Origin of the sequence: Cyanobium sp. ATX-6F1 (genome assembly GCF_047395825.1) — a bacterium.
Classification (GTDB): domain Bacteria; phylum Cyanobacteriota; class Cyanobacteriia; order PCC-6307; family Cyanobiaceae; genus ATX-6F1.
The window spans coordinates 1,208,673-1,225,217 of sequence record NZ_JBCEBF010000001.1; the positions used below are offsets into that span (position 1 = coordinate 1,208,673).

The following is a 16,545-nucleotide window of genomic DNA, read 5'->3' on the forward strand; positions in this document are numbered from 1 at the left end:
TACCCAGATTCAGTCTTCTGAACAGATCCTCAACCATGACCCCAGCTGATTCCGTACAACGCCAGATCTTGCCGATCCCGGATCAATCCCACGTGGGGCTGATCACCTACGACGCCAGGGATCCGGATACCACCTATCCCCCGATCCGGGATCTGCGGCCGCCGGCGGGAGCACCCAATGTGCTCGTGATCCTGCTGGATGATGTGGGCTTCGGTGCCTCCAGCGCCTTCGGTGGGCCCTGCCACACCCCGAACATCGAGAAGCTGGCTGCCGGCGGCCTCAAGTACAACCGCTTCCACACCACCGCCCTCTGCTCCCCCACCCGTCAGGCCCTGCTCACCGGCCGCAACCACCATTCAGTGGGCATGGGCGGCATCACCGAGATCGCCACAGCTGCTCCCGGCTACAACTCGATCCTGCCGAACACCTGTGCTCCCCTGGCGCGCACCCTGAAGCTCAACGGCTACTCCACCGCGCAGTTCGGCAAATGCCATGAGGTGCCCGTCTGGCAGACGAGCCCGATGGGCCCCTTTGATGCCTGGCCCACGGGCGGCGGTGGCTTCGAATACTTCTATGGCTTCATCGGCGGTGAAACCAACCAGTGGTATCCGGCGCTTTATGAGGGCACCACGCCGGTGGAACCCAGGAAGACGCCCGAGCAGGGCTATCACCTCAGCGATGATCTGACCACCAAGGCGATTCAGTGGATCCGCCAGCAGAAGGCGCTGATGGCTGACAAGCCCTTCTTCACCTATTTCGCTCCTGGAGCGACCCATGCCCCGCACCATGTGCCGAAGGAATGGGCCGACAAGTACAAGGGTCAGTTCGACCAGGGCTGGGACAAGTTGAGAGAGGAAACCTTTGCCCGTCAGAAGCAGTTGGGGGTGATTCCTGCCGACTGTCAGCTCACCGGGCGCCATGGGGATATTCCCGCCTGGGACACGATCACGGCCGAGATGAAACCGATTCTCGCCCGCCAGATGGAGGTGTATGCGGGCTTCCTGGAGCACACCGATCATCACGTCGGACGGTTGATCGACGCGCTCCAGGACCTCGAAATTCTTGAGGACACGCTGGTCTACGTGATCATCGGCGACAACGGCGCCTCAGCGGAGGGCTCCCTCCAGGGCTGTTTCAACGAAATGGCTCCGCTCACGGGCTTTGCCCACCTCGAAACCGCCGAGTTCCTCAGCGAGCGCCTGGATCAACTGGGCGGTGTACAGGCCTACAACCACTACGCGGTGGGCTGGGCCCACGCCATGGACACCCCCTACCAGTGGACCAAGCAGGTGGCCTCCCACTTCGGCGGCACCCGCAACGGCACCATCGTGCATTGGCCCAAGGGAATCCAGGCCAAGGGCGAGATCCGCAGCCAGTTCCACCATGTGATCGATGTGGCCCCAACGATTCTGGAGGCGGCGGGCCTGCCCCAGCCCACCTTCGTCAATGGGGTGCAACAGCGGCCGATCGAAGGGGTGAGCATGGCCTATTCCTTCAATGATTCCAGCGCTGCCGAACGGCGCCAGACCCAGTACTTCGAGATGGCGGGCAACCGCGGCATCTACCACAAGGGCTGGACGGCGGTGACCAGGCACCGAACCCCCTGGGTGACCGGTCAGGTGAAGCTGGCTGCCTTCGACGACGATGTCTGGGAGCTCTACGACACCAGCACCGACTGGACCCAGGCGCAGGATCTGGCCAGCGTCCATCCCCAGAAGCTCCATGAACTGCAGCGGCTGTGGCTGATCGAAGCCACCCGCTACAACGTGCTGCCGCTGGATGATCGCTTCGCCGAGCGGGCCAATCCCGAGATCGCCGGTCGGCCACAATTGATTAAGGGAACCCGCCAAGTGCTGTTCGGCGGCATGGGGCGGTTGAGCGAAAGCTCAATCGTCAACTTCAAGAACAAGTCACACGCCATCACCGCCGAGCTGGTGGTTCCGGAAGCGGGTGCCGAGGGCGTGATCATCGCCCAGGGTGGTCTCACCGGTGGCTGGAGCCTCTACACGAAGGAGGGCAAACCGAAGTACTGCTACAACTTCTATGGCGTGAACCGCTACACGATCGCGGGCACAGAGACGATCCCCCTGGAACCCACCAGGTGCGGATGGAGTTCGACTACGACGGCGGCGGCCTGGCCAAGGGCGGCACGGTGACGCTCTATGTGGATGGACAGAAGGCCGGCGAAGGCCGGGTGGAGCAGACTGAACCGATGCTTTTCTCCGCCGACGAGACCTGCGACGTCGGTTTCGAGGCCGGTTCACCGGTGACCGACGACTATCCGAGCGTTGGTGGCACGTTCAGCGGCGAGGTGAACTGGGTGGAGATCGCGGTCGACAAGGACGCCGAGGATCTCGATCACCTGATCTCACCCGAAGAACGGCTGCAGGTGGCGATGGCGTTGCAATAGGCGGCGTTGCCATGGAAGGTGTGAACCAGAACAAGCCAGCAAAATCCATGCGCATCGAGTTGCGCTGGCCGGCTTCGCTCGCCGTGCTCGTTCTGTGGGCACTGGAGAGAGGGCTGCCCAACCGGTTCCGGCTCCTTCCTGCCGGCTTTGACTTCATCAGCTTCGGCCTAGTGCTGATCCCGATGCTGGCCGTCGGACTGACGGCCGGGCGCTCTCGCTGGTTACGCATCGAGCGCCTCACCACCTCGATCTTCGTGATTGCCGCCGGCGGCATCACGTTCGTCACCCTGGTCGTTCTGATCAAGGAGATGCTGTTTGGCCGAGGAGATCTCGATGCCCTTGAGCTGCTCGCCTCCGGCGTCGCGATCTGGGTGTCCAATGTGGTCATCTTTTCGCTGGCGTTCTGGCAGGTCGATCGCGGCGGCCCAGAGGCGCGCCTCAATCGTCTGGCCATCCGGGCGGACTGGTTCTTTCCGCAGGAGGGTGTGCCCGATGCTGTGCGCCCCGACTGGCGTCCCACCTTCATCGATTACCTGTTTCTGAGCTTCTCGACGGCGACGGCCTTCAGTCCCACGGGGGCGATCCCGCTCAATGCCCGATCCCAGTTGATGTTGATGCTGCAGAGCACCATCTCCCTGCTGACCATCGCCGTGATCGCCGCCCGGGCCATCAACATCCTCGGCAGCTGAGCCGCTGTCTGCCAGGGCAGGTGACGCGCAGGAATGGTTCGACGCCGGGCACGACGAAGGGAGTACGGCTTAGTCCTTATCCTTGGCTAAGTCCATAGGATCTCCCCATGCAGGTCAACCTCCACGACGCCAAAACCCACCTGTCCCGCTACGTGGCCCAGGCCCTGGAGGGCGAGGAGGTGGTGATCGCCAAGGCAGGCCATCCGCTGGTGCGCCTGGTGCCGGTGGAGCAGGGCACCCCCCAGCGCAGGACAGGCTTCCTCCAGGGGAAGGCCGAGATCACGGCCGATCTCAAGGCTGATTTCAGCGCCGAAATCGAAGCGATGTTCGGTTGATGGAGCCGGCGGGTCCGCTGCTGCTCGACACCCACCTGCTGCTCTGGTGGGCCGTTGAGCCCGAGCGGCTGCCAACGGCACTCCGGCAGGAACTCAGCGACAGGCGGCAACCGCTCCTGTTCAGCGTGGTGAGCCTGTGGGAAGTGGCGGTCAAAACCTCCCTTGGGCGCCCCGGATTTCGGGTCGACGCCCAGGCCCTGAGGCAGGGCTTGCTGCGCGAGGGGTTCAGCGAGCAGGCGATCACTGCCGCCCATGGGCTGGCCGTGCAGCACCTGCCCTGGGTGCACCGCGACCCATTCGACAGGCTGCTGGTGGCCCAGGCCCGCTGCGAAGGACTCACCCTGCTCAGCGCCGATCGCACCCTGATGGCCTACGGGCCTGAAGTGAGGCTCGCGGCCCTTTGAGAGCATGGGCTACCGCAGACCCTGATCCATGGCCGAGGCCGCCGCCCCTCCCCTCAACGACGCAGGCGCCCTGCCCAAGACCTACGACCCGGCCGGCACCGAAGCCCGCTGGCAGGCCGCCTGGGAAGCAGCGGGTGCCTTTCACCCTGATCCCAGTGCCCCGGGGGAACCGTTTTCGATCGTGATCCCACCGCCGAACGTGACCGGCAGTCTGCACATGGGCCACGGCTTCGAGACGGCCCTGATCGACACGATCGTGCGCTTCCAGCGCCTGCAGGGAAAGAACGTGCTCTGCCTGCCGGGAACGGATCACGCCTCGATCGCCGTCCAGACGATCCTCGAGAAGCAGCTCAAGGCCGAGGGCGCCAGCAAGGACGACCTGGGCCGCGATGCCTTCTTCGAGCGCGCCTGGGCCTGGAAGGCGGAAAGCGGCGGCACGATCGTGGGCCAGCTGCGCCGCCTGGGCTACTCGGTCGACTGGCAGCGCGAGCGCTTCACCCTCGATGAGCAGCTCAACAAAGCCGTGGTGGAGGCCTTCGTGCGCCTGCACGGGCAGGGCCTGATCTACCGGGGCGAGTACCTGGTGAACTGGTGCCCGGCCTCGGGATCGGCGGTGAGCGATCTGGAGGTGGAGATGAAGGAGATCGAGGGGCACCTCTGGCACTTCCGCTACCCCCTCAGCGGCGGGGCCGCCTCCGATGGCACAGCCTCCGCTGGCCCCGACCACCTGGTGGTGGCCACCACACGTCCCGAAACCCTCCTGGGTGACACCGGCGTCGCCGTGCACCCGGGCGACCCTCGCTACGCCGCCCTGGTGGGCCGCATGATCACCTTGCCCCTGGTGGGCCGCGAGATCCCGATCGTGGCTGACGAGCATGTGGATCCCGCCTTCGGCACGGGCTGCGTCAAGGTCACCCCTGCCCACGACCCCAACGACTTCGCCATCGGCGCCCGCCACGGCCTGGCGCAGATCACGGTGATGGCCAAGGACGGCACCATGAACGCGGCCGCCGGCCGCTTCGCCGGACTCGATCGATTCGAGGCGCGCGCGGCGGTGGTGGCCGCCATGGAGGCCGAAGGCTTTTTGGTGAAGGTGGAACCCCATCGCCACAGCGTTCCGTTCTCCGATCGCGGCAAGGTGCCGGTGGAGCCGCTGCTCTCCACGCAATGGTTCGTGAAGGCCGAGCCCCTGGCCGAGCGCTGCCGCGAGGCGCTCGATCGCGGTGAGCCGCGCTTTGTGCCGGGGCGCTGGGAGAAGGTGTACCGCGACTGGCTCACGGACATCCGCGACTGGTGCATCAGCCGCCAGCTCTGGTGGGGCCACCGCATCCCCGCCTGGTTCGTGGTCAGCGAAACCGCTGGCGTGATCACCGAGGCCACGCCCTACGTGGTGGCACGCGATCAGGTCGAAGCACAGACCCAAGCCGAAGCGCAGTTCGGCGCTGGGGTGGTGCTGGAGCAGGACCCCGACGTGCTCGACACCTGGTTCTCCAGTGGCCTTTGGCCCTTCTCCACCCTGGGCTGGCCCGACGCCGGAGCCGCCGACCTGGCCCGCTGGTACCCCACCAGCTGCCTGGTGACGGGCTTCGACATCATCTTTTTCTGGGTCGCCCGGATGACGATGCTGGCGGGGGCCATGGAGCCCCTGGGTGCCGGCAAACCCTGGATCCCCTTCGCCGACGTGATGATCCACGGGCTGGTGCGGGACGAGCAGAACCGCAAGATGAGCAAGTCGGCGGGCAACGGCATCGACCCGCTGCCGCTGATCGAGCGCTACGGCGCCGATGCGTTGCGCTTCGCCCTGGTGCGGGAGGTGGCGGGCGCCGGCCAGGACATCCGACTCGACTACGACCGAGCCACGGGCAGCTCAGCCACGGTGGAGGGGGCGCGTAACTTCGCCAACAAGCTCTGGAACGCCACGCGCTTCGCGCTGATGAACCTGGGGGGCGAAACGCCGGCTTCCTTGGGCGCGCCTGATGCTGCCCAGCTGCAACTGGCCGACCGCTGGATCCTCTCGCGCCTGGCCCGCGTGAACCAGGGCAGCGCCGAGCGCTACGGCAGCTATGCCCTCGGTGAGGCGGCCAAGGGGCTCTACGAGTTCGCCTGGAACGAGGTCTGCGACTGGACGATTGAGCTGCTCAAGCGGCGGATCAACCCCGGCGAGGACCCCAGCCCCGAGGCCCTCGCTGATCAGCGCCTGGCGCGGCAGGTGCTGGCCAAGGTGCTCAGCGAGCTGCTGGTGCTGCTCCATCCCCTGGTGCCCCACCTGAGCGAGGAGCTCTGGCATGGCCTCACCGGCGCCCCCGAGGGTACCTTTCTGGCCCTGCAGCGCTGGCCCGCCGTCGACGTAGCGGCGCTGGACGACGAGTTGGAGTCGTCGTTCGCCGAATTGATTGAGGCGATCCGGGTGGTGCGCAACCTGCGGGCCGTGGCCGGGCTCAAGCCCAACCAGCCGGCACCGGTCGTGTTCGTCACCGGCCGCCCCGTGCTGGCGGCGGTGCTCAACGAGGCCAGCGGCGACATCGCCGCGCTGACCAAGGCCGAGAGTGTGACGGTGCTGGATCCGGCGGCCGCGGCCCAGCGCTCCAGCGCCCGCACCCTGGCGGCGGTGAGCGGCGAGCTGCAGGTGCTGCTGCCGATCGAGGGACTGGTGGACCTGGGTGCCCTTAAGGGCCGCCTGGAGAAGGACCTGGCCAAGGCCGAAAAGGAGATCGCCGGGCTCTCCGCTCGCCTCGCCAACCCCAACTTCGCCGGCAAGGCGCCGCCGGAGGTGGTGGCCGAGTGCCAAGCCAACCTCGCTGAGGCCGAGGCCCAGGCCACCCTGGCCCGGGGGCGGCTGGAGGGGCTGGGCTGAGCCCATGGCAGCACGCACCACCCTCAATGCGAAGAACCTGGAGGCCCTCGGTGCTCCGCGGCTGGCGGAGTTGCTGATCGAGGTGGTGCAGGGCAACGCCTCCGCCAAACGGCTGCTGCGGCTTGCCCTGGCGCAGCAGAGCGGGCCGGCGGAGATCGCCCGGGAGGTGCGCAAACGTCTGGCCACCCTGGCCCGCGCCGGCAGTTTCCTCGACAGCCGCCAGCGCAAGGCGCTGCTGAAGGACCTGGAGCAGCAACGCCAGGCGATCAGCGGCCCGATCGCCGAACAGGATCCGGCCCTGGCGGTGGAGCTGCTCTGGACGTTCCTGGAACTGGTGGAGCCGGTGATCGAGCGCTGCGACGACAGCGACGGCGCCGTGATGCCGCTGTTTCATCAGGCCACAGAAGATCTTGGGGTGGTGGCAGCCCGTTGCGCTGTGAAACCCGAAGCGCTGGCGGATCAGGTCTATGCGGCGTTGATGGACAACGGCTACGGACAGTTCGACCACCTGATCGAGCAGCTCGCGGGCGCCCTGGGGGAGGCGGGGCTGGCCCATCTGCGTCAGCGCCTGGAGACGCTGCGTGCCCGCCGAGCCTCTGGAGCGGCCCACGAATCGCGGGCGTCGATCGTACGGCTGGCGATGCTCGACATCGCCGATGCCTGTGGCGATGCCCAGGCCTACCTGGCCGAGTACCAAGGCCATGACCCGAAGCTGCTGGCGCTGCCGGCGATCGCCGCCGAGGTGGCCGAGCGGCTCACGACGGTCGGTCGGGCCCAGGAGGCCCTGGATCTGTTGGATAGTGCCGTTCTTGATGAACGCCGTACGGCCGGACGCAGCGAGTGGCTGGAGGCTCGCCTGGCGGCCTTGGAGGCCTTGGATCGCGGTCAGGAGGCGCAGGCGCTGCGTTGGGCCGAGCTGGAGCGCAGCCTCTCGATCCGCCACCTGCGCGACTATCTGCGGCGCCTGCCTGATTTCGAGGAGGTCGAAGCGGAGGAGCGGGCCCTCGATCTGGGCTTCGATCACCCCAGCTTCCCCCTCGCCCTGCAGTTTCTGCACCAATGGCCCGATCGGCGCCGCGCCGCCCGGTTGATCCTGGCGCGCCAGAGCGAACTCGACGGCGATGCCTACGAGCTGCTGGGGCCGGTGGCTGAGCGCCTTGAACGGGAGCAGCCCCTGGCCGCCACCCTTTGCCTGCGGGCGATGATCGATTTCAGCCTGGCGCAGGCCCGTTCGACCCGCTATCGCCATGCTGCCCGCCACCTCGACACCTGCGCGGCCCTGGCCGCGGCGATCGAGGATTGGGGAGACATCGAGCCTCACGACAGCTACCTGGCCCGCCTGAGGCGCGACCATGGCCGCACGTACGGCTTCTGGGAGCTGACGGCCTCCAGGGCCTCCCCTAGCCTGATGATCAGGTGAATGGGCCCATGGACACGCTGCTCGATCAGCTCCTTCCCGCCCTGCGTTCGCCCGCCGGGGCCGTGGCCTTCATCCCCCTCTATGCCCTCTGGGTGACGCTGCTGTTGCCGGGGGTGTGGGCCTCGATGCTGGCGGGCGCCCTCTACGGCACGGTGTTGGGCAGTGCAGTGGTCTTCGTGGGCGCCTCGCTGGGGGCGATCGTGGTGTTTCTGCTGGGGCGCAGCTGGCTGCGGGAGTGGGCCCGGCGGCGGTTGGCGAGCAGCCCCAAGCTGCTGGCGATCGAGCAGGCGGTGAGCCGTGAGGGCCTCAAGATCGTGGTGCTCACGCGCCTGTCACCGGCGTTCCCGTTCAGCCTGCTGAACCTGGCCTATGGGCTCAGTGAGGTGAGCTTCCGGGATTATGCGCTCGGTCTGATCGCGATCCTGCCCGGCACGGTTCTGTTCTGTGCGTTAGGTGCCCTGGCGGGGGATGTGGCGCGATTCGGCGAAGTGCTGTCCGGCCGGGCCGATGCGGGCACCTGGGCCCTGCGCATCGTGGGGCTGGTGGCCACGGTTGGGTCGATCTGGGTGGCGGGCCGGGCGGCACGCCGAGCCCTGGAGGGGAACGCTCAGGAGTCGCCTTGATCCGGGTTCGCGGGGTCGGCTGGAGCGGCCAGGGGCCAATCCCGCAGCGCCGCGATCAGCACGAACCAGGCCAGCCGCAGCCTGGCCAGGGGGCCGGGCCGGGCGGCCAGGTCGCTGTATTGGGCGCGGCCGCACTCGGTCTTGATCCAGCGGAACACCGCCGGTGGCGGTGGGGCAGCGGTACCGGCCATGGCGGGCGAGAACGAAGCCCATCAAACCTAGGCATGTGCCTTGGACAACGCCGGCCTGTGGCGTTAATCGAGCCCTAATCAAGCGTTAACGACGCCAGGCACGTCCTCAACAGAGGGTGGCACCATTCGTTTTCCCCTAACGATGGCCACCGTCAGCACAGCCAACGCAGGCCTCAACCTGTTGCTCGAGGAGGCCTACGTGGGCCGCAGGTCGGGCGACGCAGCCCTGACTCCTGCGGCCCCCGCGATTGCCAATCGCAAGGCTTTCCCAGGGCAGCCTGAGCCTGCTCCCACCAACCCCCTGCTGGGCTCCATCAACCTCTCCCTGGTTCTCCCACCAGTTACCACGCCTCCCACGCTTCCCACGGAGCAGTTCCAGACGGAAATCTCCGCCTACGTGAGCATCGGCGGCAAGACCTTCATCCTCTCCAGCGGCGGCGGCAGCACCCTCCAGGTCACCGATGCCACCAACCCCGCCGCCCTTGCCCTGGTCAGCCGCCAGCCCCTGGACACCTACAAGAGCCAGGCGGTGGCCACCTACGGCAACCTGGTGGCGGTGGCCCTCTCCCCCAGCGATTACGCCACCAACGGCGGCCGGGGCCTGGTGCGCTTCTACCGCCTCGGCTCTGACGGCAGCCTCACCGTGGTGAAGGATGTGGAGGTCGGTTATCTGCCCGACAGCATCGCCTTCAACGACCAGGGCACCAAGCTGGTGATCGCCAACGAGGGCGAACCGATCACGGGCTACGGCGTCGTTGCAGGCAAGGATCCGGTCGGAAGCATCGGCATCATCGACATCAAAGGCCGTGCCGGCCAGGAGCGTTTTTCTTATACCGATCTGGGCTTCGACGGCCTCACACTGCCTGCGGGGATCCGCATCTCTGGCCCTACTGGCACCACCCAGGCCAACGACATCGAGCCTGAGTACGTCTCAATCCTGGGCCACTATGCCTACGTGACCCTGCAGGAAAATAACGGGGTGGCCAAGGTCAACCTGATCTCGAATCAGATCGAGTCGATTTTTGCCCTCGGTACGGTCGATTTCAAGAATCAGCTCGTTGATCTCACTGATAAGGACGGCACAGGTGGTGCGCCCACCTTCAAGCCGCTGCTGGGCCAGAACTACGAAGGGCTAAGGATGGCTGATGGCATTGCCGCCTACAGCGTCAAGGGCAAGGATTACTTCATCACCGCCAACGAGGGCGACGGCCGCGAGTACGGCGCCTACACCGATGAACGCCGCGGGACGAACCCGGGCACCAGCAGCACTCCGGATGCCACCGCCTACCGCGTCAAGCGCCTCTCCGATGACACCAATGTCGGCAGTACCGATCGCATCACCACCTTCGGTGGCCGCAGCATCAGCCTCTTCGATGCCGACAACGGCGCACTGCTCTGGGATAGCGGCAACACCCTGCAGACCATCGCCTTCGCGGCCGGCATGTATGCCGATGGCCGCAGTGATGACAAGGGCGTCGAGCCCGAGGGCGTGGTGGTGGCCAAGCTCAACGGCCGCACTTACGCGATCGTGGGCATGGAGCGCACCACCAACTCGATGCTCGCGGTGTTCGATGTCACCGATCCAGCTGCGGTGAGCTTCGTCACCAGCACCGTGATTGCCGGGAGCATCTCCCCTGAGGGTCTGCAGGTGATCGAGGCCAAGCAGAGCCCCACCGGGCGCGATCAACTGATTGTCTCCAATGAGATCTCTAACACCCTCAACGTGTTCGACCTTGAGGCTCTGATCGCCGCGCCGACGGTGGCTGGTGCCGGCACCTTTGCCAGCACCATGCTCAAGGACGTGGCTGGCGGGCCCGAGCTGAAGATCAGCAGCCTGATCACCAACGGAGAGTTCACCAACGGCCTTGCCCCCGGCAGCCCGGTCTATGCCCCCACGGGGATCTTCGATGGCATGGGTGCCTACGACAACGGCGACGGCAGCTTCACCCTGCTGGTCAACAGTGAACTGGGCGCTGATCGCGGTTATGGCTATCTCCTGCCCGGCGTCGAGGGTGGGCTCACCGGTGCTCGCGTCAGCAGCCTGGTGATCGACAAGGACGTCGATGATGACGCCTCCAACGGCTACCAGAGCCAGGTGCTCAGAGGTGGTCTGGCCTACGACCGCATCCACCTCGACGGCTCGGACGCTGCGATCGATCAGGCTGCCGATCTGGGTGCCGCTGGCTTCAAGAGATTCTGTGCGGCCAATCTGGTGGAAGCGAACAGCTTCGGTGCAGGCATCGGCTTCGCCGACCGCATCTATCTGGTGGGCGAAGAAGAATTCAGCGGTGACGGTGGTTCCTTCTTCGCTCTCGATGTCAACAGCCGGGCCATCCATGAGGTGGTGGGCTTCGGCAAGGGCACCTGGGAATCCGCCACGATCATCGATACCGGCAGTGCGGACACCGTGTCGGTGCTGTTGTTCGACGACGCCAAGGCGCCCCTCTACCTGTGGGTCGGCAGCAAGAGTTCGGCCGCTGATGCCAGCTTCCTGGAGCGCAACGGCCTGGCGGAGAACCAGGGCACGTTGTACACCTACGTGACCACGGCCCTTCCCGAGAACGGGGTGAGCGCAGGCCCCGACTCCTCCGACCTGCTGGCCTTCACCCAGGCCAATGGCCTGAACACCGCCATCAATGGCTCCTGGGTCGACCTGGCCAGCCTCGATGCCAACTACACCCAGCTGGGTGCCCCGGCCCTGCGCCAGCTGGCGGTGGGCGCCGGTGCCCTGCAGCTGAGCCGGATCGAGGACGGTGAGGTCAACCCGCTCAACGGTCAGCAGGCGGTGTTCGTCTCCACCGGCACCGCTGATTTCGCGAAAGGTGACCTGTATGGCAACGTCTACACCCTTGGTTTCGATGATGCCTTCGGCAGCGATGGCCTGATTTCCGGACCTGGAGCCTCGGTGCTCAAGGTCGTCTATGACGGCGACCTGCTGGTTGATCCCACCACCGGTCTGCGCAATCCCGACAACATGACCATCAGCGCGGATGGCCATGCCTACATCCAGGAGGACCGGGCCAACGGCGGTGGCACCAACACCACCCTCGGCAACTTCGGCACTCAGGAAGCCTCGATCTGGAAGCTGGCGATCGATCCGATCACCGGCAATGCGACCGGAGAAGCTCTGCGCTGGGCTCAGATTGACCGCACCGCCGTGCCCACGGCCTATGGCCAGACCCAGCCCGCCTACACCAACGCAGACAGCAATGGAGTCGGCAACTGGGAGTCCTCCGGCATCATCGATGTCTCATCCATCTATGACGCTGCAGCTGGCTCCTACTTCCTGGCCAACGTGCAAGCCCACAGCATCAAAGACGGCAACATTGGCGGTGCTAACTATCTAGTGGAAGGTGGCCAGATCGATCTGATCCAACAGCAGCCCCCGCTGATCTGATCAGGGGCTGGCTTGGGGCTCGGCGTTGGTTTCCGGCAGGGCACCCTGCTCCTGCCGGACCGATTGAATCCAGATCGAGACCATGCCGGCGATCGGAATCGAGAGGAACACCCCCAGCAGGCCAGCGGTGCGCTGGCCGATGAACAGGGCCAGAAACAGCACGACAGGGTTCAGCTCCATCGCCTTGCCCATCACCCGCGGGTGCACGACGTTGTCCTGGAGCTGGCCCAGCAGCAACGAGGCGATCAGGGCCCGCAGGGCGATGTCGCCCCCTGGGAGGCGTACACCAGGGCGGTGACCAGCACGATCCCGAGGGTGGCACCGATGCCCGGGATCGCATCGAGCACGCCCACGATCACCGCCAGCAGCAGGGCGTACCTCACCCCCACCAGCGGGAACACCACGGCGGTGCTCAGGGTGAGGAAGAGCATCAGCAGCAGCTGACCGTGGATGAAGCCCAGAAAGCTTTGCTTGAAGGTGCGCTCGAAGCGGTCCCGGTGGGCGTCGGGCAGCCAGCCCAGGAAGCCCCGCCAGAGCTTTTCGCCGTCGATCAGCATGTAGAGGCTGATCACCGCCCCGAAAATGCCGGTGAAGGCGCTGGTGAACAGGGTCTGCAGCACCCCCAGCCCCGTCACCAGGCCCGCCTGCAGCAGCTGGGTGATCTTGTCGAGACCGTAGCCCTCCAGGAAGCGGTGCATGGGGCTGAGGTCCTGCTCGCCCAGGGTTTTGCGCAGATCAAGCACCAGGCTCTGGCCCTGGTTGAGCACCTGCAGGCCCACCAGGGCGGTGAAGCCGCCGGCCAGCAGCAGGGCGCCGAGGAACACCACCGCGATCGCCAGGGGCCGGGGGATGCGCCGCTCCAACCAGGCCAGCGGGATGTTCAGCAGCGCCGCCACGATGCCGGCGGCGGTGAACAGGCCGATCGTGCCCGCGAAGTAGTTGAACAGCAGCACCGTGACCGCGGCGCTGGCCACGATCAACAGGTAGCGGACCAGGTTGGTGGTGCTCATCGGCGGCCAACGGCCCGGGGTGGCCGGATGCTATGCGCCCTCTCCCAGCAGCTCCTTCAGCCCCGCCTCATCGAGCACAGGCACCCCCAGCGCTTCGGCTTTGCTGAGCTTGCTGCCCGCCTCCTCGCCCGCCACCACATAGCTGGTTTTCTTGCTCACCGAGCCGCTCACCTTGCCCCCGGCCGCCTCGATCAGAGCCTGGGCGGCGCTGCGGCTCAAGGTCGGCAGGGTGCCGGTCAGCACCAGGGTCTGGCCGGCCAGGGGCCCATCGGCGCCGCTGCCCCCCGCTTCCGCCCGCTCGGCGTCCGTGGCCATCAGCGGCAGCCCCAGGGCTTGAAGTTGCTCCAGCAGCAGCTGGTTGGCGGGGGTGGCGAACCACTGCTGCAGGCTCTGGGCGATCTCGGCGCCGACGCCGAACACGGCCGTGACCGCTTCGGGTCGCTCCAGGGCGGCGGCGCCCAGCGCGCTGGCGCTGGGGAAGGCTTTGGCCAGGGCCTTGGCGTTCACGCTGCCCACATGGTGGATGCCGAGGCCGTAGAGCAGCCGATGCCAGGGACGGCGCTTCGAGGCCGCCAGGGCCTCCACCAGGTTGGTGGCTGACTTCTCGCCCAGGCGCTCCAGGCTGGCGAGCAGGGCTTCATCGAGCCGGTAGAGGTCGGCGATCGAGCCCACCAGGCCCCGGTCCACCAGCTGCTCGATCAGCTTGCCGCCGGCGCCATCCACATCAAGGGCGTCCCGGGCCACCCAGTGGCGCAGGGAGCCGCGCAGGATCGCCGGGCAGCTGGAGTTGACGCAGCGGGTGGCCGCCTCCCCTTCCTCCCGCACGAGATCGGAACCGCACTCCGGGCAGGCGTGGGGCAGCTCCAGGGGGCGGGCCCCGGGCGGCCTGAGTTCCGGCAGCACACGCACCACCTCGGGGATGATCTCGCCGGCCTTGCGCACCACCACCGTGTCGCCGATGCGGAGATCCAGCTCCGCCAGGCGGTCGGCGTTGTGCAGGGTGGCGCGGCTCACCGTGGTGCCCGCCAGGGGTACGGGTTCGAACTCGGCCACCGGGGTCACCACCCCCGTGCGGCCCACCTGGGCGCTGAGGCGCAGCAGCTTGCTGGGGGCCTCCTCGGCGGCGTACTTGAGCGCGATCGCCCAGCGGGGCGCCTTCTGGGTGAAGCCGGCGCTGTCCTGGAGCCGCAGGTCATCGAGCTTCACCACCACCCCGTCGGTGGCGTAGGGGAGCTGCGCCCGCCGCGTCTCCCAGGCCGCAAAGAAGGCCTCCACCGCCGCCAGATCGGAGCAGCGCTCGGCGTTGGGATTCACCCGGAAACCGGCGGCCGCCAGCCACTGAAGCGAGTTCCACTGGCTGCCGGGCCGCCCAGCTGAGACCGGCCGCCAGTCGTCGGGCAGGTGCAGGGTGTAGGCGAAGAAATCCAGCCGCCGGGAGGCCACCACCCGGGGATCGAGCTGGCGCAGGGTGCCGGCGCAGGCGTTGCGTGGATTGGCGAAGGGGGCCTCCCCCGCTCGTTGCGCTCGGCGTTGATTACCGCGAAGGTGTCATCGCGGATCAGGGCCTCACCGCGCACCTCCACCCAGGGCGGTGGATCCTCCAGCTGCAGCCTCAGGGGCACCGCCTGGATCGTGCGCACGTTGGCAGTGATCTCCTCGCCCCGCTCGCCGTCGCCGCGGGTGGCGGCCCGCACCAGCAGGCCGTTCGCATAACTGAGGGCGAGGGCGTTGCCGTCGATCTTGAGCTCGCTGACCATCGCCAGGGCCGGCAGGGGTTGGCCAGGTTCCGGCAGGCGATCGAGCACCTTGAGCAGGCGGTTGTACCAGGCCTCCAGCTCCTGGGTGCTGAAGCCGTTGTCGAGGCTGAGCAGGCCGATGCGGTGCTCCACGCTCACGAAGCCTTCGGACGGGGCACCGCCGACGCGCTGGGTGGGGCTGTCAGCGGCCAGCAGCTCGGGGTGGGCGCTTTCGAGTTCCAGCAGCTCCCGGTAAAGCCGGTCGTAGACCGGGTCCTCCATCAGCGGGGCATCGAGCACGTAGTAGGCGTGGGCGGCCCGGTTCAGCAGCGCCCGCAGGTGCTGGGCGCGGGTCTGCGGGCTCGGGCTGGTGGCGCTCACGGCTGTTTGATGAGCGGCCACCCTCAGCTGGCCGCCAGCTTGGCGATGCGATCGACGCGCCAGTCGTCCTCCACCTTCACAAAGGTGAAATCCAGGGGCAGCTCCTCCTTGGCGTCGGACTTGAGCTTGACGGTGAGGATCATCTGGCCCTCCTGCAGCCGCGGGCGCCCGGATTTGAGGTTGCTGTACTTGTTCAGCTGCAGCCCCGCCAGAAAGCGGATGAACTGCTGACGGTTGACGTGGGAGCGGTAGTTCTTGGTGGTGAGCAGGTAGGCAGCGTCGATGCGGCCGGAGGCCACCTGGGTGAAGAACTGCTTGATCAGCGGGTTGATGCCCCGGGCGCTGATCACCAGCTTCCACCGCCGTGTAGGTCCAGTAGAGGAGCAGGGCTCCAGCACCGGCCAGCAGCGACTTGGTGCCGATCTCACGGGCCAGGACCAGATCCATGGGGCTCGAACGGGGCGATTCGGGTTCCTGAGTCTGACCGACGGCAGGCGCCGGCGAGGCGGTTCAGACTGGAGGGGTTGACCTGCGGCCCTCGCGGCATGCCCCTGGAGCCCCTGCTGCCCCTGTTCCATCGGCTCGATCGGGAGCACTTCGGCGGCAGCCTCGCCCCGCTCGGCCGCTCTCTGGTGGAGTTGCGCTGGAGCGATGGGCGCATGAACCGCACCGCCGGCCTCTACAAGCGGGGCCGCTACGGCGATGGCCGCGACCTCTGCGAGATCGTGCTCTCGCGGCCGCTGCTGGAGCCACTGCCGCGGGAGGCCACGCTCAGCACCCTCTGCCACGAGATGATCCACGCCTGGGTGGACCGGGTGCTGCAGGTGCAGGAGGTGCACGGCCCCTGCTTCCGGGCCCGGATGGCGGCGATCAACGCCGCCCAGGGGTCGTTTCAGGTGAGCCTGCGCCACCGCTACCCGGTGCCGATCAGCGCCGCCCGCTGGCGGGCCCGCTGCCCCAGCTGCGGCGTCAGCGCGGCCTACCGGCGCCGGCGCGAGGGCTGGCCTGCCGCCACTGCTGCGACAGGCTCCACGGCGGCCGCTGGCACACCAGTTGCCAGTTGATCTTCGAGTCCACTGCTGCGTAAGACGGCTG

12 protein-coding genes and 3 pseudogenes are annotated in these 16,545 nt (G+C 67.1%); 10 read left to right on the plus strand and 5 right to left on the minus strand.

What is annotated here, in order from left to right; genetic code table 11:
• Positions 1–35 precede the first annotated feature (35 nt).
• The 8 genes from AAF143_RS07185 (at position 36) to AAF143_RS07220 (ending at position 8,735) form a co-directional block, all read left to right on the plus strand.
• Positions 36–2,156, plus strand: a complete 2,121-nt coding sequence (locus AAF143_RS07185; RefSeq protein WP_414026695.1) for an arylsulfatase — start codon at positions 36–38, stop codon at positions 2,154–2,156.
• Entirely contained in the window at positions 2,108–2,410 is a 303-nt protein-coding gene (locus AAF143_RS07190) for a hypothetical protein (RefSeq protein ID WP_414026696.1), read from the plus strand. The genes AAF143_RS07185 and AAF143_RS07190 overlap by 49 nt, the downstream gene beginning before the upstream one ends.
• Positions 2,411–2,457: 47 nt before the next feature.
• A complete protein-coding gene (locus tag AAF143_RS07195; protein WP_255007840.1) occupies positions 2,458–3,099 on the plus strand; it encodes a hypothetical protein in 642 nt (213 codons plus the stop codon).
• 107 nt (positions 3,100–3,206) lie between these two features.
• Positions 3,207–3,434, plus strand: a complete 228-nt coding sequence (locus tag AAF143_RS07200) for a type II toxin-antitoxin system Phd/YefM family antitoxin (RefSeq protein ID WP_255007841.1) — start codon at positions 3,207–3,209, stop codon at positions 3,432–3,434.
• Complete coding sequence (locus tag AAF143_RS07205) at positions 3,434–3,838, plus strand: type II toxin-antitoxin system VapC family toxin (RefSeq protein ID WP_255007842.1); 405 nt, start codon at positions 3,434–3,436, stop codon at positions 3,836–3,838. The genes AAF143_RS07200 and AAF143_RS07205 overlap by 1 nt, the downstream gene beginning before the upstream one ends.
• Before the next feature lie 28 nt (positions 3,839–3,866).
• A complete protein-coding gene (locus tag AAF143_RS07210) occupies positions 3,867–6,692 on the plus strand; it encodes a valine--tRNA ligase (RefSeq protein ID WP_255007844.1) in 2,826 nt (941 codons plus the stop codon).
• Positions 6,693–6,696: 4 nt separating this feature from the next.
• Positions 6,697–8,112, plus strand: coding sequence for a DUF6880 family protein (locus AAF143_RS07215; protein WP_414026697.1), 1,416 nt, complete (start codon positions 6,697–6,699; stop codon positions 8,110–8,112).
• 8 nt (positions 8,113–8,120) lie between these two features.
• A complete protein-coding gene (locus tag AAF143_RS07220; protein ID WP_255007846.1) occupies positions 8,121–8,735 on the plus strand; it encodes a TVP38/TMEM64 family protein in 615 nt (204 codons plus the stop codon).
• Here AAF143_RS07220 and AAF143_RS07225 read toward each other — a convergent pair.
• Positions 8,720–8,926: a hypothetical protein gene (locus tag AAF143_RS07225; protein ID WP_255007848.1), complete on the minus strand. Its 207-nt coding sequence runs from the start codon at positions 8,924–8,926 to the stop codon at positions 8,720–8,722. The genes AAF143_RS07220 and AAF143_RS07225 overlap by 16 nt on opposite strands.
• 142 nt (positions 8,927–9,068) lie before the next feature.
• Here AAF143_RS07225 and AAF143_RS07230 point away from each other — a divergent pair, with 142 nt between their 5' ends.
• Positions 9,069–12,323, plus strand: coding sequence for a choice-of-anchor I family protein (locus AAF143_RS07230; protein WP_255007849.1), 3,255 nt, complete (start codon positions 9,069–9,071; stop codon positions 12,321–12,323).
• Here the strand turns inward: AAF143_RS07230 and AAF143_RS07235 are convergent, their stop codons facing one another.
• From AAF143_RS07235 to AAF143_RS07250, 4 genes and pseudogenes are all read right to left on the minus strand, one after another.
• The gene (locus AAF143_RS07235; RefSeq protein ID WP_414026698.1) at positions 12,324–12,560 is read right to left on the minus strand and encodes an AI-2E family transporter; all 237 of its coding nucleotides are present in this window, start codon (positions 12,558–12,560) and stop codon (positions 12,324–12,326) included.
• Between the two features lie 8 nt (positions 12,561–12,568).
• Positions 12,569–13,333, minus strand: a complete 765-nt coding sequence (locus AAF143_RS07240) for an AI-2E family transporter (protein WP_414026699.1) — start codon at positions 13,331–13,333, stop codon at positions 12,569–12,571.
• 30 nt (positions 13,334–13,363) lie between these two features.
• Positions 13,364–15,450 (minus strand): annotated as a pseudogene (gene ligA / locus AAF143_RS07245) (NAD-dependent DNA ligase LigA).
• 23 nt (positions 15,451–15,473) lie between these two features.
• Positions 15,474–15,897, minus strand: a pseudogene (locus tag AAF143_RS07250) (hypothetical protein).
• Between the two features lie 98 nt (positions 15,898–15,995).
• Between AAF143_RS07250 and AAF143_RS07255 the strand changes: the two are divergent.
• Positions 15,996–16,537: pseudogene (locus tag AAF143_RS07255) on the plus strand (SprT family zinc-dependent metalloprotease).
• Positions 16,538–16,545: the final 8 nt, after the last annotated feature.